Here is a 26,420-nt window from a genome sequence, read left to right as displayed (position 1 = left end):
CCTTCTGCGAAGATCCGCGAAATCTGCGGGAGAAAAGTATTCAAAAATTCCTGATTTGGTCCCGCAGACCACGCAGACTGACGCAGATGATTACGATAAAGTGTCCCGAAAAAACAACTGACCTGTCAATCCCTTCTGCGAAGATCCGCGAAATCTGCGGGAGAAAAGTATTCAAAAATTCCTGATTTGGTCCCGCAGACCACGCAGATTGACGCAGATGATTACGATAAAATGTCCCGAGAAACAACTGATCTTTCAATCCCTTCAGCGAAGATCCGCGGGAGAAGATTTATTTGTAACTGAACCTGAATGATGAAAGGTCCGGGGAATTTTCTTTTTTTCTTTTTAATTCCAATTGGTACAAATATTCCCCAAGCTCCGCAAAGAACGGAAAACCAATGGAATCGTACTCATAGACATCGTCATTGAGGGTTTCGTCGGCATTGGTATAAATCACCGCAGATACAAAAAACTCCGTTCCCGTCTCATAATCCACAAAATAAGAACCGTCCAAAAGGTGCCCATAGGCATTTCCGGTTTTGTTGAAAATCCTGAATCTCTCTGGAATGGGATTTTTGTCCGTTCCGAATTTGAAAAACTTGGAGTAGCTATCGTAAAATTCAGGCAATTCATATTTCGGATAGTCACTTTCCAAAGGCAACATCGACATGTATTTCAAGATAAATTTCCTGTCAGCCTCTGTGATTTGAAATCTTTGCTCAGGAGAAAATTTTCCGGGGAAAATGATCCTTTGGACGACACCATGAAGGTCCGAAAGCGCAAACTTATTTTTGAAGGTAAATTCCATCGGAGTATTTACCTGTTCGCCATTGCTGTAGTAAGCCTTTCCGATAGTAGGGCGGTCAGTGTTGGCATAGATTTCTGAGGTTTCCCTAGCCGGGATTTCCATCAAAACATTCCCCACACTATCCACAAACCTAATTGGGTTAAAATGTCTATTTTCCTCTTCGGTCATCGGCATACTGAGACGGTGGTTGATAATAGTGTGGTTCAGTCCCTTTTCTTTGAGCTTGGTATTGATATAATCCTGACCCAACAGTTCATACAACCTGTTGTAGGCATCATTGTCGCTGACAAGAAGAATTTTTTTGATGTATTGGGCGATGCTTGGAAGGTTGTTTTCAGCCGAACTGTCTACCAAAGCGGGAATCTGAGAAGGCCGGATCGAATCGCTGAGCATGATGCTTTTAGCAGTAAGGCCTACTATGTTTTGCGCAGCCAACCATTCCAAAGCCAAAATCGCAACCGGAAGCTTTACAGTACTCGCGGGATAAAAATAAACCTGATCATCAAGTCCTACATTGAAATCCTTGAAAACAGGATTACCCACAGAATCCCGGTCGATCTGAGTGTACAAAATCTGTGCTTTATACGTCTCAGGATGTTCCAAAACCTGCCGGAGAACGGGATAACTTTCCGGGATATCTTCAAATGGAACAGGTTCTTTTTGGGAACAGGAAATCAACAGAATTCCGAACAGGAAAATCAAAACAGGTTTTTGTAACATGCGCATCATCTTTGACTATTTGACTTCAAGTAAGCCATATTCATTTTTTTACCCAAATATCAACTTCAAAAATCTCTAAGTAAGACTTGTAATGGCCTTGTGGAGGATTAGGATATCTGACGCTTCGTGACAGCCCGAAACCACGATCCTGTTTGCAAAAGGATCAGTAGGCTTTGGGTAAGGAAAGGAGGAAACGATGATACCTGCCTCTTCAAGAACGGAAACCCAATTTTGATCAGGAAAGGAGAAAACAGGAAAATCGCCAGATTGCTGTAGCCGGGAATGGTCTCCCAATAGATTTTTGAGGAGGCTTAAATTAGATCGGGATTTTTCTTTTTGTTTTTGGAAAAGATGCTGTCCCTGAAGAAAGGCATACAAAAATCCCGGTGAAGGAGGGGAGGAAGCCCGAAAGATCGCCATTTGGGAGATTCCTGCAATGGTTTTTTCATCTGCCAAAATGATTCCGGCAGGAAGGGAAAGTCCTTTTCCCAATGAACCTGAGATGACCAAATTTACCGGAAGGTTTTTCCATTGGCTGTAAGTCCCAAAGATATCTTCGCCCAAAACCCCGAAGGCATGGCTGTCGTCGATGAGTAAAGTATAATGGTGCCGCGAAGGTAGGTCTCTGATCCAATCAAAATCAGGAACGGCAGGCTTTAGCGGGTCAACGGCATTGGCAATAATCAGAATATTGGAAGAAGGAAGCTGTGCGCAGGTTTCTTGGCAATAGCCGATCCAACGGTCGAAGCTGGGGTCAGGATAGGAATTCAGCCCCTCTGCCAAAACCGCGGGGTGTGTTTCCGGGGCAATAAAAATCTGATGCGCATCTTTCTTTAAAAAACTGACGGCGGCAGTTCCTGCTAAGAAGCCACTGCTCCAAACCAGGGATTTCTCAGCCTTTGCCTTTTCTGCAAAAAAAACTTCAAACTGCTCATAGACAGACAAACGGACATTATTGACCCTGCTGAGTCCGTGGCTGAGTCCGTATTTGGAAATTCCTTCCGTGACAAGTTTTTCAAAATCCCCAACACATCCCATTCCCAAATACGCCGTCCCGCTATAGAACAAGAATTCCCTTCCTTCGTGGAAAACGGTTCTACCGATTTTGGATTGAAGTTCAAAGGGTTTTTGGAGGGTCATGTTGGTTTGGATATTCTTGATTGGGTTATGGGGTGAATATGATGAATGGGAATCTTTTTGCCTAACTTTTTTATTGAGATGTTGTCTGTCTTTGTAAATCTAATGTTTAACACTAAAACGACTGAGTATCTACGGGGAAATAGACCGAAAAAATGGCACCCTCACCTTCAACTCCCTGTGCCTCTATGTAACCCCCGTGAAGTTCAGCTATTTTTTTACAAATGGATAAGCCAATACCTGTACCCATGAATTCTGCTTGACTATGTAAGCGTTGAAATATCTTAAATACTTTTTCTTTATAGGCTTCATCAAACCCTATTCCATTATCTTTTACAATAATTTTATAAAATCTTTGTGATTCAAATTCAATTTTGTTGCTGGTCACAATTTCACTTGAAATACTTATTGCCGGCGTAACTTCAGGTCGGGTAAATTTTATTGAATTGCTGATAAGGTTCAAAAAAAGTTGCCGTATTTGAAAATGAATTCCGTACATAATAGGTAAATGATGTAATTGTATGGAAATATTATTTTCTTCAATATTTTCCTTAAAATCTAACAAAATATCCTGGAAGATTGTATTTAAATCAACAGGATCAAGCTTTTTTTCATCGTTCACAACTTTGGAGTAAGTGAGCAGATCATTAATTAATACTTGCATTTTACTTGCCGAATTCTGCATTCGGAAAATATTTTCTTTCACAGAATCAGGGATTATAGCCCCATCTTTTTCGAGAATGATGGAACCATACATCTGAATTTTCCTTAATGGCTCTTTCAAATCGTGGGTACTAATCCAATTCATATTGGCAAGTTCATCATTTGATTTTTGCAATTTCTCATTTAGGGATACATACCTTCTTTCTTCTGCCATTAAATCCGCCAAATGCAATTGACGTTGTATAGATACGGAAATTGCACCGGCCTCCTTAAGCTCTGGGGTTTTCCATTCGGAACTGCAAAGTTTTACGGCCTGTTTCCAAATTTCAAATGATTTACGGGGTGAAAGCAATAAATTTTCATCATTTTTCTCTATAGCCTTGGAGGGGTCGCCTGCCCAATAAATATTTTTCTCCACTTCGCGTCTCGTCCATACAATACAATTCTTATTACTTAAGGGTAAATACACCACACCTGCAATGGTATTTGCTATTTGTGTTGCTCCGGCATAATGTTGGTGCAATTGATGGGTGGAAAAATTTTGGGAACCCTTTTCTAATTTTAGCCAACTTACTAAGTCCTCTATTTCAGGCGCGCCTGGTAACGACCCCTCGATATAATTTGCTTCATTAAAATGAAGAATGACTCCATTAGCATTTATTAAATCTTTTAGTTTTATGAGGGTACTTTTATCCGTAATATTATTTTGATTTTTGACCAACAGATTTTGCAAATCAACTATTTTCCTTTCTGTTTCTTTAGCAAGCTCAAACTCATCTGCTGTCTGCCTCACATCTATCTGCGATGAAAGAAATATGCCCTGTAAATGTGCTGAAAGTCTGATATAGTATGGTATGTGCTTGGCACTGTTATGCTGACAAGAAATTAAACCCCATAATTTGCCATGATGAATTAGTGAAATTACAAAAGTGGCACCCACTTTCATATTCTTTAAATACTGCAGGTGAATTGGCGAAACACTTCGTAAATTTGACAGGCTCAAATCGAGATTTTTATTTTTTGCACCTTCACTAATGGTAAAAATAGGTACAGGTGTATAGGAAACATCTACCAACATTCTTACCAAATTGCGCAGATAAAGTGCTCTAGCCTGAACAGGAATATCTGTATGAGGATAATGTAAATTTAGAAACGGATCAAGATTTTCGTTTTTACTTTCTGCATATACTTCTCCATTGTACTCTTTGTCAAAGCGATAAATCATTACCCTATCATAACCGGTAATGCTTCGGGTTTCATCAGCAATATCCTGGCAAAGACTCTGAAGATTATCTGCACGCTCGGTATAATATGCAAATCGTTTCATTTGGATAAAAATGTCCGGCAGTTCCATTTTTTCTTCTGAAAACATTTCAAATTCCAATACGATTACTTCATTTGAAGCGTGTGCTGTGACATGAAAACTTTTTTCTCCAAAATTCATCACAAAAGGTCTAGCAAGCTCTTGCGACTCATTGTTAAACTGTTGTTCTATATTGAGAATATCTTTTTTGTCAAATATGTCCTCTAGTTTTATTCCCAATAACTCTACATGTGTTTTATTTAAAAATTCAAAACAGTTTTCGCTGCAATAAGCAATTGTAAAATCAACAACAGTAACTGCAAGTAAAAAACCGTGCGGCTGAATACTGCCCGGTATATGGATGGGTTCACTTTCGCAGTTTGTGATGGATACTACATCCTCATTTATGATACTTTCTATGTTCATATGTTGTAAAGGTTAGAGGGCTGTCATCAAGTAAATCATCTATTATTTTAAAAGTAATAATGGCACCTGCTATTATTTGCTTTTCCTCAAGCTCGGATGGTGGCAGAGTGGTAAGCTGTTGTAAAAATTCTTTCCACATACTGCCGGTTTTTTGTTTATAAGCAGAAAAATAGGCCGAGTTTACAAACCCGGAGGTAAGTTTTTTTTGAAGGTGTTTTACAATTATTTGACCACCAAGCGTTGAGCCTTCCAATACATACAAGGCCCCCGCAGCACTGTAAATATCAGGATATGTTTCTTTAAAAAAGGATTCTGATGGAGAAGTATTTTTATAGTATGCGGCACCATAATTTCCCAAATCTTCTTCGATAAAATGGGCTTTTTTACGCTCGGTTATATTTTTAAAATGGGGTGGCAACATTGGATACATGAATTGTTCAAAACCTTTGACAAAGCCGTATAATCGAATCAAATAATTAAGGTAAATATTTTCATTAACGTGATCACTCAATAAAGCCAACGACAATTTATTTGTTTCAAGCTGTTTATGACATTCAGCTGAAAGAGCCCTTAAATTTTGTATAAACACCTTCGATATATTTAGGTTTGGCTTATTTTAATGTGTCCCAGTCCATTTGTAAACATTTTGATAATGAATCTTTGAATGAGCTGTAGCTGGTTGGTTTTTTCAAATACAGATTTGCCCCCATTTTATACATGTCTTTAATCTGCTCAGGGTGTGATGATGTGGAAAGAATCACAGTTTTAATAAGCTTCCACTTTTCTGAATTTTTGATCTCCTGTAAACATTCTAAACCATTTTTGAGCGGCATATTTAGATCTAAAAAAATGAAGTCAGGTAGTTGTTCTGCATTGTTAAGCAGGCTCATAAACTTGATGCCATCTTTGGCAACAAAAATTTTATAATCAGCAGAAATTTCAGAAATGGTAAGGGTAAAAAGATCCCTGTCTTCTTCATCGTCCTCGGCTAAAAAGATGTGTTCTTGCATCTTATTTTTTTAAATTTTGTAATTAAAATATTATTCAGTAAACATATTGAAAACTTTTTTGTTTTTTACATCTTTTTGTCCTGCTTAGGCTAAAAAATCAAGTTAAAGTAAGGCTTTCTATACAATCTGAAGAATTTTTATAAACCCGTATAATTTACTGACTAATTGTTTTAAAAAGAATGAGTTAGCCTTACTGACAATTTTAAATTTTTAACCCTTCCTCAAAAGAATTGCTAAATAATGGAAACGGAGCTTGAAAAAGATTAATAGTTTAGGTTTTTGCTAAAAGTCGAATTTGAAACAATAAACGGTAATTTTATTAGTGCTGTTTAGTGAAATTTCAGGGCCAAATTGGGGCATTAAAGCAGTTTTTTTCAAACCACTCTATGTGGCTTGAATGGTTAACCTAGGTTAAAAATATGACAGCTCCAATGGGTGGTACTTCTTTCTAGGTGGTAATCAGGTGAAAAATGTGTGTCTCATTTTCTGCACATCTATCCATCTTGCATCCTAACGTAGATTTGGTAACCTTAAGAAGAAAAGACAGGAATCGATGTATTCCTTCGATAAGTCCACTCATGCTATATAAGCGTGAAGGATGCCACTGAATGTTGGTAGAAGCCCCATCCTCGTTTTTTATCATCAAGTTAAAATTTATGTTCTGAATACCCCATCTCCCAAGTTTGCCGGTTTGTTGGGTTTTAGTGACCTTCAAAGAGGGTTTTACCTATTTCTGTGTAACAATTAATTATCCATAAATATGCAAAGTGGGGCTCTTTAGCTTCCTATTCCATCAAAAATTCATTTATTTGCATTCCGAATTTTACCTGCCAATAAATACCATCAGGTATGCAGCAAATATCTCCCTTGTATGCCGATTAAAACCAAGCCATTGTTTTTGATTTTTTTTATTCCCATGATATTGGGTCTAAGCTCTTGTCAGCAGGATACCGTCTGTGACTGTGAGGGAAATGATCTGGTTTATTTCAATGATTTTTCTAGTGAAGACCTCAACAATATAGAAAACGGAAGGCTATTTGTGTTTGAAAATAAAACCCTTCTCGGCAATTATCACAATGAGGAAGTAACCTTGAACCTGTCCGCTCTGCCTACGCACAATATCGTCAAAGTTACCGTTGAGTTATATGTCCATGATTCATGGGATGGCAATCCTGACAATATAGGAGGCCCAGATTATTGGTTTATGAAGGTAGATGGTGCGGAAGTTATGAGAACCACATTTTCCAATACTCCATGTGGGTTTAATTTCTGTCTGATGCAATCTTATCCGAGTAATTTTTTCCGTCAAAATTTACCAAAAACGGGAGCCATAAGAACCAACCTTCCCGGACTTTGCCATTTGGCAGGTGTACCGGAAAACACCACAGTTTACAGCATTTCGCAGTTGGTATCCCATACCGGTCCAACTGTAAAAGTCACTCTTGGTGATGAATTGCTGCAGCTCAACAGCCCCAATCCAAAATGTGATGAAAGTTGGTCTGTTGGCAAAATCGAAGTTTCTACCTTATTTGTGATGTGATAGGATGAAAAAAGCGATACCGTCATATTCAAATTTTGTTTTTAGCATCCTGTTTGTTCTGATTTTTCAAAGTATAGGATATTCCCAAACAGTACCTGTGGGCACACCGGTATTGGAGGAATACATGCGACGGATGCAGCTTCAGGGTAAACTGAGCGAAACAAGCAGTTTTTCTATACGTCCCATTCTTCCAGTACACGTTTTTGACAGGGAAGTGGGGTTCGACCTAGACAGCACTTTTATTGATCTTGAGACTTCGACTAACCAGGGTTTTTTGGGTGAAAAGGAAAAGTTGAAGTTCCTCGTCATGCCTATTACCAATAGGTTTCAATTCAATTCCGATTATGCTTTTGGACTTAATGACGGGGCAATGATCCCCAATAGAGGTTTTCAGAATGTGTTGAGCGCGGGGGTGTTTTTTGAATATGGGAAGTTCAGCCTTCAGCTTCAGCCTGAGATTCTTGTCGCCCAAAACAAAGATTACCTCGGGTTTCCGATTGAGGAGCCGTCAACTATCTTTTTTTATTATGAACACATGAACAGGATTGACATGCCGGAGCGGTTTGGGAACGCGCAATACAGCAGAATCCTAGCCGGTCAATCAAGTTTTAGATTCAACCACAAAGGTATGTCCCTTGGTGTTTCAACCGAAAATCTCTGGTGGGGACCCGGCAAAAGGAGTTCGCTCTTGATGAGTAACAATGCACCGGGATTTCTTCATTTTACCTTAAACACCCAAAAACCAATTGAAACCAAAATCGGACATTTTGAAGGTCAGCTGATTTCAGGTTTCTTAAGAAGCAGTGGATTTCTTCCACCGCATCCGGATAATGCATTTCTGCAAAACCCATTTCTTGTTTCAAAAAGGGAAAATGGAAACAGGTACTTAGGTGGGTTGGTTTTGACTTACCAACCGAAGTGGTTGAAGGGATTTTCTATCGGCTATGGTTCTGTCAGTCAGATGTACAGTGCCGACATGTCGACTTTTGCTGATTACCTTCCGGTCTTCAATGGGGAAAAAGGTCTCTATAACGTCCACAATCCAACCCGAGACAGTAGGCAACAATTCAGTACCGGGTTTTTCAGGTGGCTGAGTGCAAAAGGACATTTTGAGTTTTATGGAGAATATGGGACCAATGGCAACAGCATCAGGACCGCTGATTTTATAGTTACGCCCGAAAGAAACAGGGCTTTTACCTTTGGATTTTCAACATTGATCCCGTTGAAAAAAGAAAATCAATTTCTCCAGATCAGTTCAGAAATGACCCAATCCGGTCAGACTATCAGGGAAAGCATCTTTAACCTTGACACTTGGTATATCCATGACCATGTCAGACATGGATACACCCACCAAGGGCAGGTTTTGGGGATCGGTTATGGTCCGGCGACAAATGTCAATTGGGTGGAATTTGGATGGGTGAGAGATTTCAGCAAAATCGCCTTCCATATTGAGCGCATTGTGTATAACAATGATTTCTATAATTTCAGGTTTGAAGATATCAAAGATTGGCGGACCAAATATGTGGACATTGTTCCTTCTCTCGTGGGGGAATGGAGGTTTGGTAATCTTTTGGCTCATGGAAATTTTCAATATGTCAATACCATGAATTATAAATGGTTTCTGATAAATGATCCTGATAATTATTTTATACCGGGATGGGACAGGAAAAATGTCGTGATCAACATCGGACTTACCTACATTATAAAATAAAATATGAGTATCCGCCTTCTTACCAGAATAGGATTACTTACAGAGTGGTCTCGTCCACGATAATTATCGGGGTCGACCACCGGAATTTATTGATATTGAAGGGGGGTGGTAGAAATGCGGCTTTGCCGCATTTCTACCACCCCCCTCTGATCTCACGATATCCGTTCACCGAGCTTGCCGAGGTGTGGAAAATTGATATTTGGCTACTGGTATAAAAGCGGATAATCATAAAATAAAATATGAGTATCCGCAATGTTGCACGTTGGGCTTGTAGAGACTTAATCGGTTGCGGATGCTTGTCCACGGACGACTGTCCACAGGACCGCTGATCGTTCCCCCGCCATTATTTGTTTGGATACGTCCCATAAAGCGGATACACACAAAATAAAAAGAGACTTTAAAAAAAGCCTCCTTTCAAGTAGCAAACCGTTAAACTTTTAGATTTTTTATTTTTTGGTGAGGACAAAATTGCCGGCACCCTGCTTCAATGTCATCTCGTTGGATTCCGGATTAAATTCCAAAGTCAGTCCTGCCGGAGTAAAGACGAAAATATGCCCTTCTTTGTATTCTAATGAGAATTTGGGTTGGCCGGTAGCCTGTCCGATCAGTGTGGTATTTTCTTTGGTGATGGTTACTTCCAATGGGAACGAAGCGCTTCCGTACACACCGAGATAGGGATCAAGATCTTCGGTCTTCAGGGTATTCGCCGCAAAAGTCGGGATCTCATAATCCCTCCCAAAGTAGGCGCTTAGTACGGCGATGGCTGCTTGGTTTGGGTCATAGCTGGATCCGTTCACAGCCATGGCAAAAGCAAGTTTTTGTTCCGGAAAATAACTCAGCATGGATTTGAATTCATCAATGCCTCCGGTATGACCAAAAGAAGCTTTGTCATAAAATGGTATGACAAACATCCCCCTTCCAAAATTATCCCTCATTTCTTTCATCATTTCCAGACTTAAGAAGGATATGATTTTACCGGCAAACAGTCCTTCGATGAATATGGTCAAGTCCTCAGTAGTCGAGACCATGGCCCCTGCGCCCAACGGAATGGACATATCGGTCTCGCTTTCCTTTTCCCATTTGCCTACAAATTTGTAGGAGTATGATTCTTTCGCAGCAATTGCTGTTTTTTGTCCCACATAGGTGTCATTAAGATTTAATGGTCCGGTAATGTATTTTTTCACCAGATTGGAATAGGGCTGCATATACACATCTTCGAGAATCCAGGTCAGCAAGACATAATTGGAGTTGCTGTAATCGGCTTTGGAGTCGGGTGCGAAATCGCTTCCCCCTTCCCTGATGATGTCATAAAGACCTTTTCGGGACTTATTTTGGGTATTCCAAGATAAGTAATCCGGATTGGAAATGAAGCTGTGGATACCGCTTCGGTGGTTCATCAATTGGCTGATGGTGATGTCAGAAGCGTTTTCAATTTCAGGAAAGAACTTATCGATTTTTTGGTTAAGGTCGATTTTTCCCTCTTCCATCGCTTTTAAAATAAGTACCGATGTAAACATCTTTGTGATGGATCCGATCCTGTATTTGGTGGCAGGAGTTGCAGGGATATTGGCCTCAAGATCCGCAAAACCGAAGGCTTTCTGATAGACAACTTTGCCTTCATTGGAGAGGGTTACAGATCCCATCATTTTTTGGTTTTCGGACAAAGTCTGAAAGTACGTATCAAGTTTGGCTTTATCGAAAGTTTGGGCAGTCACCGTGTGGAGTAAAAAAACTGCGAAAAGGGTTGAAAATATTCTGGCCATGATGGATTATAGTTTTAAAGGAACATTGCTTTTATAAGGGGACTTAACTTACAACAAGAAATTAATTTTACTCGAAAACCCTACACCAATTAGATATAGGGTTCGGGATTATTTAATTGTCCAACCTGTTTCTTTCTTCTGTACTTCCGCTGCTGTTAGAGATTTTGAAATTCTCACCTTTGGCAAATTTATACCTCAAGGTAAACCTTACTCCCTGATTGCTTCTGTATTGCTGGAATTGGGTATCGATATTGTCAAACTGTACTGCGGCATTGATCACCTGACTTCTGAACAGGTCGGTACCGTTGACAGTAAGACTCAGCTTGTCTTTCATCAGGTTTTTTGAAATCCCTGCATCTACCCATCCAAATCCCTTTATGGATGCTTGGCCGTATTGGGAAGGACCGATATACATCGCCATCAACTCACCTCTGAATCCTCCAGGCAGGTTGAAAGTATGCTGTGTTCTGAGAGTCAATGAAGTTTGGGACACATCCAGCAAAGCATCTCCAATCATTGACTTCCAACGTGCATTGTTGACTTGGACCATGTTGCTGGTATTCCACCACTTTCGGATCTCGACAGGAATCATGGCTCTGAAATTCCAGTTTTGTGATTTGTCCAGGTTGGCGGTGTAAGTCGTGGTGGTTCTGCTTTCTTCATCTTGGGTAAATATTTGTTGGAATACATCTGTGGTCAACGAATATCCCAAAGTAAACTGGTACTGACCTTTGACCACGTGGTTCATTTCCAGGTTGTTGGAATACTGCGGTCTCAGGTAGGGATTTCCCTGCTCGGTAGTCAAAGGATCTATGTAGAATATAAATGGATTCAACAGTCGGTAATTGGGTCTGTTGATCCTTCTGTTGGCGTTATAGACGATTTGATAGTCTTTGCTTACTTGCTGCTGTACAAAGAAACTCGGGAAAAGGTCGATGTAGTTTTGTTTGTCTATTCTTTCCAAGGTAACTGAGTTTCCTGTGATGTCGGAATATTCAGTTCTCAATCCTACCTGATAGCTCACTTTCTCAGAAAATTTGCTTTTGTAAGTTGCATAGGCAGCGAGGACATTTTCTTCATAAATGAATTTGTTTGAATTGGGATCCTGCTCAAAAGGCTCTTCTTCAACTGCTTTGCTGAGGTCGAGGTCATTGTCCGATTTTACCCAACTTCCTTTTAGTCCTGTTTCCAGGATTCTCCCTTTTCCGAGCGGTTTGGTGAAGTCAGCTTTTGCGGTGAAGATGTTATAATCCATCTCATTGAGTGTCAGGATATAGTCTCTGTCAGCTGTTGGCTCATTGTCATTGATCCATCTATTGTTGGATAGCAGCGAGGAGGCATTTGATTTCATCTTGGTGTAATCCACGTCAGTGGTAAATTTGGTTCCCAGTGTGTCCAAAAGACCGACATAATGGAAGTTCCCAAATATCCTCTTGTTTTGACTTTCCCCTTCGTTGTTTGACCTTAGAAAGAAAAGGTCTTCCGTTCCCGGATTATTGATTTCAGTAAATGACTTCCCGTCATTTTTTCCTTTGTAATCGGAAGCTTGGAGGGAGATTCCGACACTGTGGTTGTCATTGATCTGGTAATCCGACCCGCTGTTTAAAAACAGACTTTTATTGATCGTGGTGATCTTGCTGCTTTGGTCAAAATTGGAAACCCCTTCTTCCAGTTGGAAATTTCTGTTGATGCTGATGTCGTTTAGATAGTTGAATTCATTGTAATTCAAGCTGGCAGCATTGGTCCACTTTCCTTTTTTTACATTCAATGTGATCCCTGCATTTGGGCCATATATTCCATTGTACATGCCACCTGTCTGGATATTGCCAAACATACCGTCCATGTTGTTTTTCTTCAGTTTAATATTGATGACTCCGGCAGTTCCTTCGGCATCGAATTTGGAAGTCGGGTTGTTGATGATTTCTATGCTTTTGATATTGTCAGCGGGCATGGAGCGGAGAAAGTTGGCGAGGTCATTTGCCGACATATATGTTTGACGGTCGTTGATCATCACAGTCACCCCGGGGCGGCCGTTGAGGTTGATGTTGTCATTTTCGTCCACGTAGACACCTGGTGATCTACCGATTACGTCCAAAGCTGTATTTCCGTCAGCCATGACAGTGCCTTCGACATTGATGGTGGTTTTGTCCGCTTCGACGATGATATCCGGTCTAGTGGAGCGCACCGTGACTTCCTCTAGGTTTCCGGCATCTTCCTCAATAGAAATGGTTCCGAATTCCTTATTTGATCCCACTTTGATTTCAAATTCTTCAGATTTGAAAGTTTGAAAACCTATGGAGGAAACCACAAGCTGGACTTTTCCGGATCTTGCTGTCTCGATTAAAAATTCTCCGGTGTCGTTAGTGACGGCACCTGTGATCAGGGTACAGGTCTGGGCTTCAACCAGGGCAACGTTGACAAATGGAAGTGATTCTCCTTTTTGGTCCTTGACCTGCCCGGTAATCAAAGCGACATCTTTCGCTGCAAGATTGCTCAATCCTAAAAAGAAGAATAAGAGGACTGTAAAAATCTGGGTTGAAACTTTCATAATAATAGGTTGGTTTAGTTTTCATGTACTGTACCAACCTTATTGAGAAATGGATGCCAATAAATAAAAAATAATGTAAATACCTGTTAATCAAATAATTAAATTATTTTATGTTTTTTAACCGTGTACATTACCGTACACAAAGAACGTACAGTAGGAGCACAAAAAAAGCCTTGGAAGGTGAGTTCCAAGGCTGATTTATCAATATATATATTATCAATTACTTTGCAGCGGCATATCTTTTTGATACCTCTTCCCAATTGACCACGTTCCAAAACGCAGCAACATAGTCAGGTCTTCTGTTTTGGTAATTGAGGTAATAAGCATGTTCCCAAACGTCAAGGCCCAGGATAGGTGTGCCGGGGCATTCAGACACGTCCATCAAAGGATTGTCCTGATTTGGGGAAGAACATACACAAAGTTCCTTTTTGGTATCTACACAAAGCCAAGCCCAACCTGAACCAAATCGTGTAGCGGCAGCTTTTGCGAATTCTTCTTTGAATTTGTCGAAAGAACCGAATTTTGCATCAATGGCAGCACCGATTTCTCCTGTAGGATTTCCTCCACCGTTTGGTTTCATGATGGTCCAAAACAGGCTGTGGTTGTAATGTCCGCCACCGTTGTTTCTTACAGCTGCATTGCTGCCGGCCACTTTCATCAATTCTTCAATGCTTTTGTTCTCGAGGTCAGTTCCTGCGATGGCATTGTTAAGGTTTGTCACATAAGCATTGTGGTGCTTTCCATGGTGTATTTCCATGGTTTTGGTGTCGATATGCGGCTCTAGCGCATTGAAATCATAAGGGAGTTTTGGAAGTTCAAAAGCCATTTTTATAAAGGTTTATGGTTAAACATAAAATAATGAATTCGAATGTGTCGTACTCAATCCAACCAAATTGACTGTAAAAAGGTTCTAAAATGACCTAAAATGAATCAATCTCTTAGCTTTTTGAAGAATTTATCCAGAATTTCCTTGGACTCCAAAGCCATCAATCCTTGAGTTACTTTTGTTTTGGGATGAAGGAGGTTTTCAGACAATCTTGAGAACCCTCTTTTGGGATCTGAAGCTCCATAATGAATTTCTCCTAATTGAGCCCAAAAACATGCCCCGGCACACATGGCGCATGGCTCAAGGGTAACATACATCTTGCATTCAGTCAGGTATTTGGCTCCCAAGGAATTAGAAGCGGAGGTGATGGCGAGGATCTCCGCGTGGGCGGTTACGTCTGTGAGTTTTTCGGTTTGGTTATACGCCTTGGCAATGATTCTATTTCTGCATACAATAATTGCCCCGACGGGAATTTCCCCTTCTTCAAAAGCCTGCTTGGCGAGCTTCATGGCCTCGTTCATAAAATATGCATTTGTATATAATTCCATTTACGCTCGGATATCCAAAAATAAAAATGGCGTAGATTTTTCTTAAAACCTACGCCATTCAAATTGAATTAGAATATTTTATCTGAAATAATCCAACACTTCGTTTCTAACGCCTTCATTGATAATCAAAGCCATGATCAGCGATACTACCAATCCGATGGTAGCTTTGGTAAGGTCTTTTCTAGTGAGGTATAAAGCATGCATGATGTTAAGCTTTCTTTTCTCCAGCTTTTTGGATTTGGCTAGGGCGATGGCAATTTCTCTTCCTCCCAAAAGCCCTATGAAAACCCAAGTGGTACTCATGGGGATATTGTTTGCCATTTTGAAGTAGAATAGAATAACAGCATAGACCAAATCCACCAAGGTTGCTGCCCGTACGTCAGTTACCCTTGTTTTTTCATTGACTACAGATTGGATTCTGTCTCCTTTCATATAGAATAGAAATCCCAAGCCGATGAAAATAAATCCGGCAAAAGCTACGAATTCCCAGACATTGAGACTCCTCGGCAAGAAGACAGCAATATTTGCGGCATCCTGCATGATCCAAACTCCCCATAGGATACCGGAAGTAATCCATTGCAATACCAACCAATAAGGCTTAGGTTTTCCTTTAAGGTATGTTTCAACGAATTTTTCGAGAATAAACCATACCAATATCGCCAAGGTAAATGCAAGCAAGTATCCTATGAAAGACTTCTCCATGACGTCTACGATGGTACCCGCTTTATAGGTAAAGACATTCAATAGTAAGAAAGTGGTGGAAACGGGCATCCTCAATCTGGTCATGACCAAAAGTACTATCGGTGCGGCAAGTTGGAGAAATACGAAACTTTCCGGGGCTTTTTCCAAACCCGGAACCATCAATCTCTGGTAGCTAACGTCACCGTTATAAGTAAACCAGCTGTAAGTGACCACAGCCAAAAAAATCAACCCCATAAATAACCAAAGCCAATACCACTTTCGGTTCTGATTGGAAGCGATGAATGTTCCGATAGTCTGAATGCTGTCATTGGCAATGGCAGAATAAGCAGCTAAAATAAACCCAAACCACATTGCCCAATAAGTGTACGGAGAAATTATACCTGCTATGGAAATCAGAATGCAGATGGTAACTAAAAAAGTTCTTTCTTTCTTTGTAAAATCAAAAAGTGAATAGGCTGCTTTGGATAAGGCATCCTGATTTATATTTTGGTCTTTTGGCTTAGCCATTTTGAATATGGGTGAAAGATTTTTTCCGCTGCAAATTTAAAGAAGTTTAATTCGCCTCAATATTAACAAATTGTTAAGACTAACTTGATTGCAAAATCAAATCTCTGCTAAAAATTCCAATTCTGACTTGTAATTGCTTTATAAATTAAAGCATTTGGGTCAAAAGGACAAAAACGGGGGGATATATTAGTTTTTTAAAGGTTAGTCCAAGTAAAATTTAATGTTAACAAAATATTCATCCTAAATCCCGTTTTATTAATTTGCTTTACTTTTATTTTGCACCTAAATTAAAGAGAATTAACCCCTTAATGAGGGGTTTTAAATAAATGACCGAACTCAAGGAAGCTAGTCAGAAGTCCAACAAGGGATTGATAATATTTCAAATGCTGTTGGCATTTGTTCTTTTCATGTTTTCCATTGATTTGCTGACCATGTCAATGGTCAAGTTGAACAATAACTTGGCTGAAGAACTTTTTCAGGCTACCAATAATCCTTTTGTGGGGCTTTTTGTAGGATTGTTGATAACTGCTTTGGTTCAAAGCAGTTCGATGGTGACTTCCATGATAGTGGCAGTAGTGGCCTCAGGAAACCTTACACTGACCCAAGCTGTGCCTTTGGTCATGGGTGCAAATATCGGGACGACGCTTACAAGTACTTTGGTGGCTTTTTCTTATATCATGAAGAAAGGGGAATTTAAAAGAGCCCTAACTGCAGGTGTTGTCCATGATATTTTTAATATCCTGACGGTGATGATCTTGTTTCCTTTGGAGATATACTTTGGTTTTTTGAGTAGGACTTCCTCCTTTTTGACCAATACTTTTTTTGATTTCAATTCAGAATTTGTGGGTGATTACAGTTACAACGTTTTGTTTACCAGACCTTTGACCACTTGGCTTGTCGATATTCTTAACAGTCCGGTGATTGGATTGATACTTTCTATCATTCTGGTTTTTGTTTCGATCAAGTTCCTGTCTGACACTGTTTTCAGAACATTTATTTCCACCAATTTTGAAAAAGTAAGCAGGCAAATGTTCAAATTCCCATACATATCCTTTTTGTACGGCTTGTTTTTCACTGCTGCTGTCCAATCGAGTACAGTCACGACCTCACTGATTGTGCCGGCGGTTGCCAACCGAAAGGTATCGCTATCCAAAGTTTTCCCTTTTATCATCGGGGCCAATGTGGGGACCACGATCACTGCGGTCATTGCTTCCATCTATAAAACCGAAGCGGCTATCAGCATTGCCCTTGTTCATGTGCTGTTTAATCTTATGGGTGCTTTGGTGTTTTTACCTTTTCCGGCATTGAGGAATATTCCGGTAAAATTGGCGACATTCCTTGGAGATCAGTCTATCAAAAGGAAATTCGTAGGATTTGCTTACATCTTGCTTACCTTTTTTATCATTCCCTTCATTTTGATCTATTTCAATAAAGAAAATCGCGGAGAGAAGGAACAGAATCCAAACGATCCGCCGAAAACTGAAATTCAGGCGGAGAAGCCTGTGTAGAAAAATTTATTATGATTATCCGCTACTTTGCCACTAGCTCAAAATTCAAGATTAAAACTGGGGATAATCGGTTCTTAGACCATGGTTGACAGTCCATACATGTCCGCCGTGGCGGAGCCACTTCACGGGATTTTCAATCCGAGTTTTATATGGTTTGTGGCAAGAAAGCGTTTATAAATGTAAAACAATATGTATATCCGCCTTCTTACCAGTATAGGATAACTTACAGAATGGTCTCGTCCACGATAATTATCGGGATCGACCACCGGAATTTATTGATATTGAAGGGGGGTGGTAGAAATGCGGCAAAGCCGCATTTCTACCACCCCCCTCTGATCTCACGATATCCGTTCACCGAGCTTGCCGAGGTGGAGAAAAATGATATTTGGCTACTGGTATGATAGCGGATAATCATATAAAACAATATGCTTGTCCGCTTTATTGCAGATAGCCAACAAATAATGGTTGGGGAACGATTAGCGGTTCTGTGGACAGTGGACCGTCGTCCGTGGACAAGTATCCGTACCCGATAAAGTCCTTTCAAGCCCAACGTGCAACATTGCGGATACTCATAAAATTTATTCTTTTGCTGATCTGACGATCTGCACACCCGAACTCGTCCCGATTCTATCTGCGCCGGCCCGTACCAGTCCAAGTGCCTGCTCCAAGGTTTTGATACCCCCACTTGCTTTGATGCCCACATTACTTGGCAAATGGGCCCGCATCAGCTTGATGTGGCTTTCTTTGGCCCCTTCCGGTGCAAACCCTGTGGATGTCTTCACATAATCGACCCCTGCATCTGCACAGATTTCACAGGCCTGAATGATCTCCCCGTCGCTGAGGTAAGCTGTTTCCAAGATGACTTTCAGTATCCTCTCGTGGTCATGGCAGACTTGCGAAAGCCTTGCCAGTTCTAACTTGGGCCAGTTCATTCCAGCTTTGAAAGCCGTAATAGACCAGACAACATCGATTTCGTCAGCCCCAAGCTTGATCAATTGTTCTGTTTCAAAAACTTTGGTCTCGGTAAGGTTATATCCCAAGGGAAAACCCACCACGGATACCAATTGGATGTCAGCCTCTCCGATTTCCCTTTTCGCTTTTTTTACCCAAAAAGGAGGTACACACACGCCCACAAAACCATATTCCTTGGCTTCTTTGATGAGATTTTCTATATCCGCATCCACAGTTTGCGCTTTGAGGACTGTTTGTTCTATATATTTTTCAATCTTGATCATGCTTGTTTGGTTAATCTTCCGGACTATTTACATAATCTTTCAAAAAAATAAATTCAATGGTCAGATCGCCCTCTTTGGCGATGGTGGCCTTGTCCAAAACCTTTGATTCTTCTTTTAATAATTCCGGTATCAATTGATGGATCAATTGATTTCCGAAATCCTCCGAAGCATTTCTGGGAAGTTCTGTAGGTAGATTATCGATAGCCATGACAGAGATACTCGTCTGCTTTCCAAATGCCGGCAATACTTCAAAAGTATCCCTTTCGATATCATAGATAGGATTCAGGATGGAACTGCTTTTGACAGTAGTCGGTATCGATCCGTTGATGTCGCAGGTTATGTCTGCTATCACAGAGATACTGAAATCTTCGGAGCTGATATCCTTCAATTTAAAAAGGTTCGGCGCTCGTGGATCCCAATAGGAAGCTGCCATCAGGATATCACTTACTTCAGCGTATTTCAAAAAATGACTTTCATATTTGTCAGGCGAAGAGTAAAATTCCTCCCTTTCATAACCTCCATCCGTTTTCCTTCTATAATAATCATGGGTGGAAAGGACTGTAAATACGGGCTCTTCGAAATATTGCAATAACAACTCCTTGGCGTCGACCTGTCTGATTCCGACATGTTCAAGGATTTCCACTACACCTTTTCCTACCCGGCCTGTGCCAGTCACCACGATTTTGATGGGAGGCAATTGCACTTTGACCAACTCTTGGTCTAGTTCCTCCTTATCAAAGCAGTCCATAGCTCTTTTTAATTCAAAAAGACCGGATTTTTTGCCATAGGCCCAAAGTCCGTTATATGCTCCCACTATTCCTGCCCAATGTCCAAAAGCCACGGTGCGGTTGCCTTTTTCATCTTTTAAGACTTCATAATCCATCAGGGTGATGTTTTTTTCCAGTACGGCCTGAAGCAATTTCCTGTTATGGGCTTGCTCTTTGATCGTGTGGGAAAAGAACATGTACGTTTTGTCAGGAATTAATTGGGAGACGGGCACTTCTTTGACCCCCATCAGCAAATCGCAAAACGAAATATCCCCAACCACTTCTATGCCTTCCTGTATATATTCTTCGTCAGAAAAACACCTGAAAGGACTAGACTCCACATAAAAAGAAAATGAATCCTTGTACAATTCACTTAAATATGACAATTGTTTTGGGGTAAAAGGAACCCTTCTGTCAGGTGGAACTTTGCCTTCTTTGATCAAGCCTATCTTCATGTAATCAGGATTAAAATGCCTTTTGGGTTTATTGATTTTGACATGCGGTTCACAGCAGCACTGCTTTGGATTATTATCCGCCGCAGAGGGATAGAAACTTTCTTTTTGTCAGGAGAAAAAGGATATTCGTAAAAAAAGTTGATGTCATGCCTTATCTGATTTTAGTTATCCTTTGGGTTTTGTTCTATTTTCTTCATTCTCTTCTTGCAAGCCTGAATATAAAAAGAAAAATCAAAGGATGGATGGGAAGGCAATACATATGGTACCGATTGCTGTATTCTGTTTTTACTACTGTATTTATTTTTGGCATTTTGGTATATAGTTCTACGTACACTCCATTTGATATTCTTGTCAAAACACCAACTATCACCTATCTCGGATACATGTTGGCGAGTTTCGGAACCATCATCATTGTCCGTTCATTTAAGTCTTTCAGCAAAAAGAGATTTATCGGACTCGAGCCCCATGATGACATGGAGCAAATCGAGGATTTTGTGGCTTCGGGTCTTCATGCTTACGTCCGACATCCGATTTATTCGGGTACGATCTTGATATTTTTGGGGTTTTTCTTTTTTGAGCCTACCCTCAGTTCTATTATCCACTTCGCCATGTTGCTTTTGTACTTGCCATTTGGTGTTCATTATGAAGAAAAAAAACTGATAGAACTCTACGGGGAAAAATACATTCAATATAAAAGAATGGTCCCCTCCATTATTCCCAAAAAGTGGGGGAAAGCATAAAGAAATAAAAAAGCCACCTGTTGGGGTGGCTTTATATGGGTATTATTGTTTGCTATATTAACTGCCTTCAAGGGCATTTGCACCGGCTACGATTTCCAAAATCTCGTTAGTGATGGCAGCCTGACGGTTTCTGTTGTACATCAGTTTCAATTCCTTCAATAATTCATTGGCGTTTTCTGTGGCTTTGTCCATGGAAGTCATCCTTGCACCATGTTCTGAGGCGTTACTGTCCAATATTGCTTTGTAAAATTGGGTTTTCAAAGCTGTCGGTACCAAATCACGGATTACGTATTCTTTAGAAGGTTCTAAGATATAATCAGTATTGGTCGTTACTTTCTTTGTAACCAATTTTTCCACTCCGCCCATAGGAAGGAACTGTTCTACAATGATGTCTTGGGTAGCAACATTTCGGAAATGGTTGTACACCAAAACTACCTGATCAAACTGCTTGGAAATGAATCCATTCATGGCAAATTCTGCAATATTCCTTACCTCGTCATATTTGACATCGGCAAAAACCTCGTAGAAATCGGTCTTTGTTTTATAATTCCTTCTCGTGAAAAATTCGAAAGCTTTTTTGCCCAAGGGAAGTATAGTCACATTTTTTCCTTTGTACTCTTTCTCTACCAATTGGACAGTAGCCTTAATGATATTTGAGTTGAAGGCACCACACAATCCTTTGTCAGAAGTCATCGATACTATCAGCACATTCTGGATAGGCCTTTGTTCTGCATAAACTATATCCAACTCACCACCCATGGTAGATACCACTTCGTTTAAGATGGCGGTCAGTTTTTGTGAATATGGACGCATTTTGATGATCCTATCCTGCGCTCTTCTCAGCTTGGCTGCCGCCACCATTTTCATGGCTTTGGTAATCTGCTGCGTGGAGCTTACTGAAGTGATTCTTTGCTTTACTTCCTTAAGATTGGCCATATTGTTCTTTTATGAGAAAAGAAATTTTGAAAGTCAGGAGAAGGCATGAGCTTTCTCCTGACTTTTTGTTTAATCAATTATAGTTTTGCAAATTTTGCAGACAAATCTTTAGCAGCACGCTCAAGGATTTTTCCTGCTGCATCGATGTCATTTTTAAGGATGAGTTCCAATGCTTCAGGATGGCTGCTCTTCAACAAGTTGTAGAATTCTTTCTCAAATTGTCTTGCTTTTTCAGGCGCAATGCTATCCATGAAACCTTTGGTGGAAACATAGATGATCGCCACCTGAAGCTCTACAGGTACCGGAGCATACTGAGGCTGCTTGAGGATTTCCTGGTTTCTTCTACCCCTCTCGATGGTTCTCTTGGTACTTGCATCAAGGTCCGAACCAAACTTGGAGAAAGCTTCCAATTCACGGAACTGAGCTTGGTCAAGCTTCAATGTACCCGCTACTTTCTTCATGGCTTTGATCTGAGCATTACCACCCACACGGGATACCGAGATACCTACGTTGATCGCAGGACGGATACCGGAGTTGAAAAGGTTGGACTCCAAGAAGATCTGACCGTCAGTGATGGAGATCACGTTGGTAGGGATATAAGCAGACACGTCACCTGCCTGGGTTTCGATGATCGGAAGTGCTGTCAAAGAACCGCCACCTTTCACCAAATGCTTGATAGATTCAGGCAAGTCATTCATCTGACTTGCAATTTTGTCAGAGTTATTGATTTTTGCAGCTCTTTCGAGAAGTCTGGAGTGAAGGTAGAATACGTCACCCGGATATGCCTCACGTCCCGGAGGTCTTCTAAGAAGCAAAGAAACTTCTCTGTAAGCTACCGCTTGCTTGGACAAATCATCATAAATAATCAGAGCAGGACGTCCGGTATCACGGATAAACTCACCGATACAAGCACCTGTAAATGGAGCAAAGAACTGCATCGGAGCCGGGTCAGAGGCTGCTGCTGATACCACCACAGAGTATGGAAGTGCACCGCCTTTTTCCAAAGCCGAAACAATACCCGCTACTGTAGAGGCTTTCTGTCCGATCGCAACATAGATACAATATACAGGTTCACCTTTTTCGTAATATTCTCTTTGGTTAAGGATCGTATCGATAGCCACGGCAGTCTTACCTGTCTGACGGTCACCGATAATCAGTTCACGCTGACCTCTTCCGATCGGAATCATGGAATCAATAGCCTTGATACCTGTTTGAAGTGGCTCGTTTACTGGCTGACGGTAGATTACACCCGGTGCTTTACGCTCCAAAGGCATTTCATAAAGTTCTCCTGCCAATGGACCTTTGCCATCGATAGGATTACCCAAAGTATCTACCACACGGCCCAACATGCCATCACCCACTTTGATAGAGGCGATTTTTTTGGTTCTCTTTACATTGTCGCCTTCTTTGACAAGTTTGGAATCACCGAAAAGTACAGCACCGACATTGTCTTCCTCAAGGTTGAGGACCATTGCCTTAAGACCGTTGTCAAATTCCAATAATTCACCGGCCTGAGCTTTGGTTAGTCCATAAATTCGGGCTACCCCATCACCTACTTGGAGGACGGTTCCTACTTCTTCAAGTTCAGTATCAGTCTTGGCGTTTGAGAGTTGTTCTCTCAAAATTGCCGTAACTTCATCAGGTCTTATTTGTGCCATTATATTTTTATTAAAATGTTTTCTTTGATTTAGTATAGTTTCACGAAATGCCTTTGGGCAAAATTCATTCTGGCTTTTCTTAGCTTGCCACTCAGTGAATCATCCCAAAGCTTGTCATTTACTTTGAGAACAAATCCACCGATAAGGCTTTTGTCTATTTTTTCGACCAATTCCACCTTCTCAAGTCCGGAAATCTCTTTTACGATTTCGATGATTTCTTTTTTAAGGGCCTCGGTCAATGGAAGGGTAACTGTCACCTCCGCAACTTGGATACCCTTGTACTCATTGTACTGCTTCAGAAATTCCTGTGCAGTGGTAATCAATACATTTGACCTGTTCTTTCTGGTAACCAGGTCAAAGAAACTCATCGTGATATGGTGGGCAGTTTTTCCCAACAGACCCTTTAGAATATTGAACTTTTTGTCATAGGTGACAATAGGACTGTTCAGTGCCAGTCCAACTTCTCTATTCTGTTCTGCTATGGAAAGTAATCCCTTCATGTCTCCGATTACAGCCTCTAGCGCATTCTTCTCTATTGCTAGTTCAAGAAGGGCTTTGGCGTATCGGGAGGCTACTTTAATATTTGACATATTAGTTTAACTTAATGTCTTTAACCAATTCTTCAACAAGCTTTTGTTGGGCAGCATCTTCAGAGAAGTTTCGCTTCAGCAGTTTTTCAGCAACAGCAAGTGAAAGTATTCCAACTTGTACCTTGATATCTTCTATAGCTGCCAATTTTTCTGTTTCGATGGTGGCCTTTGCGTTTTCAATCATCTTTGCACCTTCCTGATGGGCTTTTTCTTTTGCCTCATCGATCATTTGCTTGGCTGCTTCGGATGCCTTGAGAAGCATGGAATCTCTTTCTATTTTGGCTTCATGAATGATTCTCTCATTTTCAGCCTTGAGATTAGACATTTCATTTCTGGCTATTTCAGCAGACTTGAGGGCGTCGTCTATGCTTTTTTCCCTCTCATCCAATGCAGCAAGTATGGGCTTCCATGCATATTTTGTGAGGAGAAATAATACGATCAAAAATCCAAGTGCTGACCAGAATATCAATCCCAGTCCGGGTGTAATAAGTCCCATATTGCTTTATTTTAAATGAATAACAGAGCTTGTTCAATAAGTCAAAAAGGTTGGGATTGGCCTAGCGCCAATCCCAATTCTTTTTTTGTTAGAAAGTGTAATCACCCAAAGCAATAAGTAGACAAACTACCACTGCAAACAGGGAAACCACCTCAATAAGAGCAGCGATGATCAACATGGCAGTCTGGATTTTTCCAGCTGCTTCAGGCTGACGGGCAATGCCCTCCATAGCTTGGCCACCGATTCTACCGATACCTAGACCTGCGCCAATCGCAACAATTCCAGCACCGATACCAGCACCCATCAGTGCAAATCCGGCAGTTAATAAGATTGAAGTTAACATACGTGTTTGATTTATAAATTGAACAAAGTAATTACTGATTAATGATGATCATGCTCTGCCACTGCCAAGCCAATGTACATGGCTGAGAACAGGGTGAAGACATAAGCCTGAATGGTGGCAACCAAGATTTCAATAAAGTTGATAAAAACAACCATAATGGTACTCGCCACACCGACTGCCATGGACTCAAATACAAATATCAAGGCAATGAAACTCAAGATCACAATGTGACCCGCGGTAATCGCCACAAACAAACGGACCATTAAGGCAAATGGCTTGGTAAACAATCCGATGATTTCGACCGGGACAATGATCAACAACAATGGAACAGGTACTCCCGGAGTAGCAAATACGTGCTTCCAGTAATCTTTATTTCCATTGACATTGGTAATAACAAAGGTGAATATGGCAAGGGTAAATGTCAAAGCGATATTTCCTGTGAAATTGGCTGCTTCAGGAAAGAGGCCAAGGATATTTCCCACCCAAATAAAGAAAAACAGGGTCAACAGGTAAGGAGTAAATTTTCGGTATTTTTTGTGACCAATATTCGGAAGGGCGATTTCGTCCCTAACAAAAATCACAATAGGTTCGATGAAAGAGGCAATACCTTTGGGTGCAGACCCGGGATTTTTCCTGTAGAATTTTGCAGAATTGAGCATCAAGAAAAGCAATACCGCAATGATAATGAACATCATCGATACATTCTTAGTGATCGAAAAATCAATGAATGTTCTTGAAGGATCGGCTGCAAAAAGTTTGTAATTCTCATCAATATAATAGCCACCAACACCATAATCTTTTCCGAATTTATGTGTCTCGTGGTTCTGAAAATTAGAGGACAAAAAGAACTCCAATCCCTGATCGGGAGAATAAATAATGACCGGTAAATGGAGGGTAACATGTGTATGGCCGATAGTAGCAAAATGCCACTCATAATTGTCCATAACGTGCGGAAGGATAAACCCTGTCTTGCTCTCACCGTCACCGGCTGCCTGAACAGGATTCGAAAAACCTAGCCAAAATATTGATAACAAAATACTTAGGCAAAGAAATTTACGGGCCATCAAATGATTGTTTAGTACCTACTTCGGATTTGGGCGCAAATTAGCTAGAAGCGTGTAGATATCAAACAATAAGTAAAAGAAATAAATGATAAAGAAATTGACCACAAACAGAATTAAATTCTCAACTCTCAGGAACAACATGATGGCAACGAAACCTGTACTCGCTAAAAACCGAATACCTATTGCCCCCAATAAGATATTCACAGAATTTTCTTTGCTGATCTCTAGCAGATAATGGGTAAACATTCCGGTAAGCCAGGTCAATAAAACGAAAAACGAAAGGATCGTCCACAAACTTTCATGAACCCATTCGGGTTTGATATATTCCTGTAGGAGGTAAAATATCCCTCCGATCAGCAGTGAAAACAGAAACAGTTTGATGGTTAGAATTTTAATGGCCTTCATGGGATCCGAAT

General features: G+C 40.6%; 23 protein-coding genes. 4 read left to right on the top strand and 19 right to left on the bottom strand.

The window, feature by feature from the left end; genetic code table 11:
* Positions 1-289: 289 nt before the first annotated feature.
* From MMU05_RS19300 to MMU05_RS19280, 5 genes are all read right to left on the bottom strand, one after another.
* On the bottom strand, positions 290-1,528 hold the full coding sequence (locus tag MMU05_RS19300) for a serine hydrolase (protein WP_241143303.1): 1,239 nt from the start codon (positions 1,526-1,528) through the stop codon (positions 290-292).
* A gap of 75 nt (positions 1,529-1,603) precedes the next feature.
* On the bottom strand, positions 1,604-2,668 hold the full coding sequence (locus MMU05_RS19295; RefSeq protein ID WP_241143302.1) for an aminotransferase class I/II-fold pyridoxal phosphate-dependent enzyme: 1,065 nt from the start codon (positions 2,666-2,668) through the stop codon (positions 1,604-1,606).
* A 112-nt stretch (positions 2,669-2,780) separates the two neighbouring features.
* On the bottom strand, positions 2,781-5,057 hold the full coding sequence (locus MMU05_RS19290; RefSeq protein WP_241143301.1) for an ATP-binding protein: 2,277 nt from the start codon (positions 5,055-5,057) through the stop codon (positions 2,781-2,783).
* Positions 5,032-5,646, bottom strand: a complete 615-nt coding sequence (locus MMU05_RS19285; protein ID WP_241143300.1) for a biliverdin-producing heme oxygenase — start codon at positions 5,644-5,646, stop codon at positions 5,032-5,034. The genes MMU05_RS19290 and MMU05_RS19285 overlap by 26 nt, the downstream gene beginning before the upstream one ends.
* A gap of 22 nt (positions 5,647-5,668) precedes the next feature.
* A complete protein-coding gene (locus tag MMU05_RS19280; protein ID WP_241143299.1) occupies positions 5,669-6,067 on the bottom strand; it encodes a response regulator in 399 nt (132 codons plus the stop codon).
* Positions 6,068-6,938: 871 nt separating this feature from the next.
* On the opposite strand from MMU05_RS19280, the gene MMU05_RS19275 reads away from it, so the two are divergent.
* Positions 6,939-7,607: a hypothetical protein gene (locus MMU05_RS19275; RefSeq protein ID WP_241143298.1), complete on the top strand. Its 669-nt coding sequence runs from the start codon at positions 6,939-6,941 to the stop codon at positions 7,605-7,607.
* Between the two features lie 4 nt (positions 7,608-7,611).
* Positions 7,612-9,318, top strand: a complete 1,707-nt coding sequence (locus tag MMU05_RS19270) for a capsule assembly Wzi family protein (protein WP_241143297.1) — start codon at positions 7,612-7,614, stop codon at positions 9,316-9,318.
* Between the two features lie 446 nt (positions 9,319-9,764).
* Here the strand turns inward: MMU05_RS19270 and MMU05_RS19265 are convergent, their stop codons facing one another.
* The 5 genes from MMU05_RS19265 to MMU05_RS19245 all read right to left on the bottom strand — a co-directional run bounded on the left by MMU05_RS19265 (position 9,765) and on the right by MMU05_RS19245 (position 16,212).
* Positions 9,765-11,081: a serine hydrolase domain-containing protein gene (locus MMU05_RS19265; protein WP_241143296.1), complete on the bottom strand. Its 1,317-nt coding sequence runs from the start codon at positions 11,079-11,081 to the stop codon at positions 9,765-9,767.
* A 112-nt stretch (positions 11,082-11,193) separates the two neighbouring features.
* The gene (locus tag MMU05_RS19260) at positions 11,194-13,629 is read right to left on the bottom strand and encodes a TonB-dependent receptor (protein WP_241143295.1); all 2,436 of its coding nucleotides are present in this window, start codon (positions 13,627-13,629) and stop codon (positions 11,194-11,196) included.
* Between the two features lie 220 nt (positions 13,630-13,849).
* The gene (locus tag MMU05_RS19255; protein ID WP_241143294.1) at positions 13,850-14,455 is read right to left on the bottom strand and encodes a superoxide dismutase; all 606 of its coding nucleotides are present in this window, start codon (positions 14,453-14,455) and stop codon (positions 13,850-13,852) included.
* Positions 14,456-14,559: 104 nt separating this feature from the next.
* Complete coding sequence (locus MMU05_RS19250; RefSeq protein ID WP_241143293.1) at positions 14,560-15,003, bottom strand: nucleoside deaminase; 444 nt, start codon at positions 15,001-15,003, stop codon at positions 14,560-14,562.
* A gap of 78 nt (positions 15,004-15,081) precedes the next feature.
* A complete protein-coding gene (locus MMU05_RS19245) occupies positions 15,082-16,212 on the bottom strand; it encodes a hypothetical protein (RefSeq protein ID WP_241143292.1) in 1,131 nt (376 codons plus the stop codon).
* A gap of 326 nt (positions 16,213-16,538) precedes the next feature.
* Here MMU05_RS19245 and MMU05_RS19240 point away from each other — a divergent pair, with 326 nt between their 5' ends.
* Positions 16,539-17,720 (top strand): Na/Pi symporter, encoded by a 1,182-nt coding sequence (locus MMU05_RS19240; protein WP_241143291.1) that lies wholly within the window; start codon positions 16,539-16,541, stop codon positions 17,718-17,720.
* A 578-nt stretch (positions 17,721-18,298) separates the two neighbouring features.
* On the opposite strand, the gene deoC is transcribed toward MMU05_RS19240, so the two are convergent.
* Positions 18,299-18,955 (bottom strand): deoxyribose-phosphate aldolase, encoded by a 657-nt coding sequence (deoC, locus tag MMU05_RS19235; RefSeq protein ID WP_241143290.1) that lies wholly within the window; start codon positions 18,953-18,955, stop codon positions 18,299-18,301.
* Positions 18,956-18,965: 10 nt separating this feature from the next.
* On the bottom strand, positions 18,966-20,177 hold the full coding sequence (locus tag MMU05_RS19230; RefSeq protein WP_241143289.1) for an NAD(P)-dependent oxidoreductase: 1,212 nt from the start codon (positions 20,175-20,177) through the stop codon (positions 18,966-18,968).
* A 146-nt stretch (positions 20,178-20,323) separates the two neighbouring features.
* On the opposite strand from MMU05_RS19230, the gene MMU05_RS19225 reads away from it, so the two are divergent.
* Entirely contained in the window at positions 20,324-20,917 is a 594-nt protein-coding gene (locus tag MMU05_RS19225) for a methyltransferase family protein (RefSeq protein ID WP_241143288.1), read from the top strand.
* A 57-nt stretch (positions 20,918-20,974) separates the two neighbouring features.
* Here MMU05_RS19225 and atpG read toward each other — a convergent pair whose 3' ends face one another.
* The 7 genes from atpG to MMU05_RS19190 form a co-directional block, all read right to left on the bottom strand.
* Entirely contained in the window at positions 20,975-21,853 is an 879-nt protein-coding gene (gene atpG / locus MMU05_RS19220) for an ATP synthase F1 subunit gamma (protein WP_241143287.1), read from the bottom strand.
* A gap of 77 nt (positions 21,854-21,930) precedes the next feature.
* Positions 21,931-23,511, bottom strand: a complete 1,581-nt coding sequence (gene atpA, locus MMU05_RS19215) for a F0F1 ATP synthase subunit alpha (protein WP_241143286.1) — start codon at positions 23,509-23,511, stop codon at positions 21,931-21,933.
* A gap of 29 nt (positions 23,512-23,540) precedes the next feature.
* The gene (gene atpH, locus MMU05_RS19210) at positions 23,541-24,101 is read right to left on the bottom strand and encodes an ATP synthase F1 subunit delta (RefSeq protein WP_241143285.1); all 561 of its coding nucleotides are present in this window, start codon (positions 24,099-24,101) and stop codon (positions 23,541-23,543) included.
* Between the two features lies 1 nt (position 24,102).
* The gene (atpF, locus tag MMU05_RS19205; protein ID WP_241143284.1) at positions 24,103-24,597 is read right to left on the bottom strand and encodes a F0F1 ATP synthase subunit B; all 495 of its coding nucleotides are present in this window, start codon (positions 24,595-24,597) and stop codon (positions 24,103-24,105) included.
* 88 nt (positions 24,598-24,685) lie between these two features.
* A complete protein-coding gene (gene atpE / locus MMU05_RS19200; RefSeq protein WP_009032918.1) occupies positions 24,686-24,940 on the bottom strand; it encodes an ATP synthase F0 subunit C in 255 nt (84 codons plus the stop codon).
* A gap of 38 nt (positions 24,941-24,978) precedes the next feature.
* The gene (gene atpB, locus MMU05_RS19195; RefSeq protein WP_241143283.1) at positions 24,979-26,004 is read right to left on the bottom strand and encodes a F0F1 ATP synthase subunit A; all 1,026 of its coding nucleotides are present in this window, start codon (positions 26,002-26,004) and stop codon (positions 24,979-24,981) included.
* An 18-nt stretch (positions 26,005-26,022) separates the two neighbouring features.
* Positions 26,023-26,409: a hypothetical protein gene (locus MMU05_RS19190; protein ID WP_241143282.1), complete on the bottom strand. Its 387-nt coding sequence runs from the start codon at positions 26,407-26,409 to the stop codon at positions 26,023-26,025.
* Between the last annotated feature and the right edge of the window lie 11 nt (positions 26,410-26,420).

It is taken from the genome of Cognataquiflexum rubidum, assembly GCF_022538115.1.
Lineage (GTDB): Bacteria > Bacteroidota > Bacteroidia > Cytophagales > Cyclobacteriaceae > Cognataquiflexum > Cognataquiflexum rubidum.
The sequence above is the reverse complement of the archived record's forward strand: the minus strand, read 5'-3'. Positions and strand labels throughout refer to the sequence as shown.